Origin of the sequence: Vibrio sp. 1CM7H, from assembly GCF_023161645.1 — a bacterium.
Classification (GTDB): Bacteria; Pseudomonadota; Gammaproteobacteria; order Enterobacterales; family Vibrionaceae; genus Vibrio; species Vibrio diabolicus.
In genome coordinates this window covers 93,861-99,914 of the sequence record NZ_JALNTV010000009.1, presented here as the reverse complement: position 1 = coordinate 99,914, position 6,054 = coordinate 93,861, and the positions used below count along the sequence as shown (strand labels likewise).

The window sequence follows — 6,054 nt, the reverse complement described above, 5'->3', positions numbered from 1 at the left end:
GGTAGTTCAGTTGGTTAGAATACCGGCCTGTCACGCCGGGGGTCGCGGGTTCGAGTCCCGTCCACTCCGCCACTTATATTAAGCCTCAGCCGAAAGACTGGGGCTTTTTTCGTTTTGGTTACCCGACTTCCCTTACCCCCATTTCCATATTGAAACCTTGCATCGAGAGGCAGGCTCTTCTCTCGCTATTCTTTCTAAGCCCTGTCATGAACTAGTTGATGCCAGTCTCGAGCTCTCGTTTTGAGTACCAGCACGTGCTTACCAAAGATTCCTCTATAACATATTAGAAATATCTAGCTATGTGACAGAACTTAGTTGTTCGAGGTGTCGCTTTGTTTCTATCTCGAAAACAGAACAACTTTGAATATAAGTTCAGTGTCGCTGAGATCAAGTATGAGGACTCTAAACTTCTGCTAAGGGCTTGAACAACCTGAGTGCTGGCTCAGACCTTAGTTTGGTGGGATTTCAAGCCCGTTTGGGGGAGTGATCTCGCAATCATCCTAAATGCTTCTTTCTCTATACAAATACAAAGTCGCTCATTGTTAAGTGTTGTGGAAGTTTAGCTGTGGTGTTTACAGGGAGCCTATATTGCCAAGGGAAGGGAAGTGATGATGAAAATGCTTAAACTAAAAGACTCCCTCTATGGATACTATCTATCGGCAATAGTTAGTATCTATGAAACCGTAGCGTGACGATTATTCGGATATTTAACTGTATATCAAAGAGTAACAAGCGTTTTGTTCTTGAAGGGGAGTCCGAAGATTAGATATAAAAAAAGCAGCTAGATAGCTGCTTTTTCATCTATTAAGTTACGTGTCTTTAAGAGTCCACTGGCTCCGTATGCTCTGGAGTGGTTATTGCTTGGTTGTTCTCTTCCATTTTCTTCTCTTCATCTTTTGCTTTTTCAATCATTGGGGTGATTGTTGAGCCTTGAATGAGGATAGAGAAAACAACGACGGAGTAGGTCATTACAAGAATAATCTCTTTTACATCGATTAACTTATCTTGAATCACCCAAATACCTGATGGAATGGAAAGTGCCATTGCCAATGCAAGGCCCCCGCGTAAGCCGCCCCACGTCAAAATACGTACTGACCACGGGTTATATTTTCTGTAACGCTTAAAGCCAATGTACGAGAGAAATACGCTTAGATAGCGAGCTGCTAGTACAAGAGGGACTGATATAGCCATCATGATCCAGTCTTCTTTGTGGAATTCAAATAGCAGCATCGACATACCGATCAGTAGGAATAACACGCCATTCAAGAACTCATCGACGAGCTCCCAAAAGTGGTCAAGGTGGTCTTCACTCTCTTTCGAAAAGCCAATAAAACGTGTCCAGTTGCCAATCATAATACCAGATACAACCATCGCTAATGGTCCTGATACATGGATGTATTCAGCAAATGCGTAACCTGCCGTTGGGACACCAATGGTAAGTAATAACTCCATTGAGTGATCATCGGTGGCACTGATTAAGTAGTGGAATAGCAAACCGAGTACGAAACCATAAGTGATACCACCGATAGCTTCTTGGATGAAGAGTAAGGTGACACTACCTACAGTTGGTGCCTCAGTACCAAATGCAATCGTAAATAGAGTGACAAAGATAACCAAACCGAAGCCGTCATTGAAGAGCGACTCTCCTTCAATCTGGGTGGAGATACGTTTGGGAGCATCGAGCTTTTTAACTATAGCCAGTACAGCGATTGGGTCAGTTGGCGATATAAGTGCACCGAAAAGTAAGCAGTAGACTAAATCAAATTGGATGCCAATTAACTGACAGAATCCGTAGAGCGCAAACCCGATAAAGAAAGTGGAAAACAGGGTGGCTCCAAGGGCTAAAACAGTGATCTCCCACTTTTGATCTTTAAGGTTCGGGAGTTTGATGCCTAATCCACCCGCAAATAGTAAGAAGCCAAGAATGCCTTTGAGCAAGAAATCTTCGAAGTTGATCCTTGTGACCGTCTCCGTCGCAATTTCGGTGAGATGGAACCAGTTGTTTTGACCCGCAATTAAGATTAGAAGTGAAAGCACCATTGAACCTGCGGTAATCGCAATGGTGGTTTGCATCTTTCCTATCTTGCTGTTTACAAAAGCAATTAGCATTGCAGCTGCGGATAGAAAACATAAAGTATGATAGACCGACATAGAGCTCTCTATTTGTAACATTTTATGAATGGGATTCTCGACTGATGCTGCTTAAATAGCAAACATTTTTTCGCGATTATTTTGTAAGCTAAGAAGGAGATAAAATAATCATTAATTCCACGTTTAGACGTCTAGACTCCTGAAGTTTGTGTGATAGGATGGAAAGATAACTAAAGGAATGAGGCTGTACTGTGGGAAGTAACGTAAGACAACAGATTGAAGCTCAATTGAAGCAACGTATTCTTTTGATTGATGGTGGTATGGGAACCATGATTCAGGGATACAAACTTGAAGAGCAAGACTATCGAGGAACGCGCTTTGCGGATTGGCATTGTGATCTAAAAGGTAACAACGACCTGTTGGTTCTAAGTCAGCCTCAACTTATCAAGGAAATTCACGCTGCATATTTAGAAGCGGGTGCAGATATTCTCGAAACCAACACGTTTAACGCAACAACCATTGCGATGGCTGACTACGAGATGGAAAGCCTAAGTGAAGAAATTAACTTTGCTGCTGCCAAGCTTGCACGTGAAGTTGCAGACGAATGGACCGCAAAAACACCCGATAAACCGCGTTATGTCGCAGGGGTTTTAGGGCCGACGAACCGCACTTGTTCTATCTCTCCTGATGTAAACGACCCTGGATATCGAAATGTCTCTTTCGACGAGTTAGTTGAGGCTTACTCTGAATCGACTCGAGCGCTTATTAAAGGTGGTTCTGACCTTATTCTTATCGAGACTATCTTCGATACTCTTAACGCTAAGGCTTGTTCATTTGCTGTTGAAAGTGTGTTTGAAGAGATGGGTATTGAGTTACCTGTGATGATCTCGGGGACTATTACTGATGCTTCTGGTAGAACATTATCAGGTCAAACTACAGAAGCGTTTTACAACTCATTACGTCATGTTAAACCGATTTCGTTTGGTTTGAACTGTGCGCTGGGCCCAGATGAGCTTCGTCCTTATGTTGAAGAGCTTTCGCGTATATCAGAATCTTTTGTTTCCGCTCACCCAAATGCCGGGCTTCCGAATGCATTCGGCGAATACGATTTATCGCCAGAAGATATGGCTAAGCATGTTCAAGAGTGGGCTCAAAGTGGCTTTTTAAACTTGATTGGTGGGTGCTGTGGTACAACTCCTGAGCACATTCGCCAAATGGCACTTGCGGTTGAAAATATCGCCCCTCGTCAATTACCTGACCTTCCCGTCGCTTGTCGCTTGTCTGGCCTAGAGCCACTCGCTATTGATAAAGACTCTTTATTTATCAATGTCGGTGAGCGTACTAATGTAACCGGTTCTGCGCGTTTTAAGCGCTTGATTAAAGAAGAGCTGTACGATGAAGCGCTCGATGTGGCTCGTCAACAAGTTGAAAATGGCGCTCAAATTATCGATATCAACATGGATGAAGGCATGTTGGATGCACAAGCTTGTATGGTTCGCTTTTTAAACCTTTGTGCGTCAGAACCTGAAATCTCAAAAGTACCAATCATGGTTGACTCTTCCAAGTGGGAGGTTATTGAAGCCGGTCTTAAGTGCATCCAAGGCAAAGGCATTGTTAACTCGATCTCTCTCAAAGAAGGCAAAGAGAAATTCGTTGAACAAGCTAAGTTGATCCGCCGTTACGGTGCGGCTGTGATTGTGATGGCGTTTGATGAGATTGGGCAAGCAGATACACGTGAGCGCAAAGTAGAAATTTGTACCAACGCTTACCGAATTCTTGTTGATGAAGTGGGCTTTCCACCAGAAGACATCATCTTTGACCCAAACATTTTTGCCATTGCTACGGGTATCGATGAGCATAATAACTACGCGGTGGATTTCATTGAAGCCGTTGGCGATATCAAACGTGATTTACCACATGCGATGATCTCGGGTGGTGTTTCTAACGTCTCATTCTCTTTCCGTGGCAATAACTATGTACGTGAAGCGATTCACGCGGTGTTCCTCTATCACTGTTTTAAAAATGGTATGGATATGGGGATTGTGAATGCGGGTCAGTTAGAAATCTACGATAACGTGCCTGAAAAATTGCGTGAGGCTGTGGAAGATGTCGTTCTTAACCGTCGTGATGACGCCACTGAGAGATTGTTAGATATCGCGGCGGAATACGCAGGCAAAGGGGTAGGTAAAGAGGAGGATGCCTCTGCACTTGAGTGGAGAACTTGGCCTGTTGAAAAGCGTTTAGAACACGCGTTAGTGAAAGGAATAACCGAGTTTATCGTTGATGATACCGAAGAAGCTCGTGTCAATGCTTCAAAGCCATTAGAGGTGATTGAAGGCCCACTAATGGATGGGATGAACGTCGTCGGAGACTTGTTTGGTGAAGGTAAAATGTTCCTTCCTCAGGTCGTAAAATCTGCCCGAGTGATGAAGCAAGCAGTAGCGCATCTCGAGCCCTACATCAATGCAGAAAAGCAGGTGGGACAAACAAACGGTAAGATCTTGTTAGCGACGGTAAAAGGTGATGTACACGATATCGGGAAAAATATCGTAGGCGTTGTATTGCAGTGCAATAACTACGAAATTATCGATCTTGGTGTCATGGTTCCTTGCGAAAAGATCTTAAAAGTAGCGCAAGAAGAGAACGTCGATATTATTGGTTTGTCAGGGTTGATCACGCCTTCATTAGATGAAATGGTGCATGTTGCCAAAGAGATGGAGCGTCTCGATTTTAACTTACCTCTTCTCATCGGTGGCGCAACAACGTCAAAAGCTCATACAGCAGTTAAGATTGAGCAAAATTACAAGCATCCAGTTGTTTACGTGAATAACGCCTCACGTGCGGTGGGCGTATGTACTTCTCTATTGTCAGATGAACGTCGTCTTGAATTTGTTGAGAAACTTGAAGCTGATTACGACCGAGTACGTGATCAACATAATCGAAAGAAACCGAGAACCAAACCAGTGACATTAGAAGCGGCTCGAGCGAATAAAGTTGCGATCGATTGGGAAGCTTATACTCCTCCAGTGCCTGTTAAGCCTGGCATTCATATCTTCGATGATTTTGATGTGGCTATATTACGTCAATACATCGATTGGACACCATTCTTTATGACTTGGTCACTTGTGGGTAAGTATCCAACAATTTTCCAACATGAAGAAGTTGGTGAAGAAGCAAAACGTTTATTCGAAGATGCCAACGAGTTACTTGATCGAGTTGAGCGAGAAGGCCTGTTAAAAGCGCGTGGAATGTGTGGCTTATTCCCTGCTGCGAGCGTGGGGGACGACATTGAAGTTTATGCTGATGAAACTCGTACCGACGTTGTGAAAGTATTACGTAACTTGCGACAACAGACCGAGAAACCAAAAGGATTCAACTATTGTTTATCTGACTACATCGCACCTAAAGAGTCGGGTAAACATGATTGGATAGGGGCATTTGCTGTCACTGGTGGTATTGGTGAACGAGAGCTTGCTGATGAATACAAAGCGCAGGGAGATGATTACAACGCAATTATGATTCAAGCGGTGGCGGATCGCCTAGCCGAAGCGTTTGCTGAGTATTTGCATGAGCGTGTCCGTAAAGAAATTTGGGGTTATGCTGCGGATGAAGATTTATCTAACGATGATCTCATTCGTGAAAAATACCAAGGTATTCGCCCTGCGCCGGGTTATCCAGCGTGCCCTGAGCATACTGAAAAAGGACCGCTTTGGGAGCTACTTAATGTGGAAGAGAGTATTGGCATGACTCTAACCTCCAGTTATGCAATGTATCCGGGCGCGTCAGTCTCTGGTTGGTATTTCTCTCATCCTGACTCACGTTACTTTGCGATCGCACAGATCCAAGAAGATCAGCTAGAGAGCTACGCCGATCGCAAAGGGTGGGATAGGATCGAGGCTGAAAAATGGTTAGGGCCAAACATTAACGGTTAAATTGATGTTTACCTCGTTCAAATGTAACAAC

Annotated in this window: 2 protein-coding genes; one reads left to right on the top strand and one right to left on the bottom strand. The window is 43.9% G+C overall.

The genetic code is table 11. The features are described 5' to 3' along the window. Positions 1 to 819 precede the first annotated feature (819 nt). Entirely contained in the window at positions 820 to 2,151 is a 1,332-nt protein-coding gene (locus MSG33_RS21025; RefSeq protein ID WP_041852885.1) for a sodium:proton antiporter, read from the bottom strand. Between the two features lie 191 nt (positions 2,152 to 2,342). Here MSG33_RS21025 and metH point away from each other — a divergent pair, with 191 nt between their 5' ends. Continuing rightward, positions 2,343 to 6,023 (top strand): methionine synthase, encoded by a 3,681-nt coding sequence (gene metH, locus MSG33_RS21020; RefSeq protein ID WP_248382009.1) that lies wholly within the window; start codon positions 2,343 to 2,345, stop codon positions 6,021 to 6,023. Positions 6,024 to 6,054 lie beyond the last annotated feature (31 nt).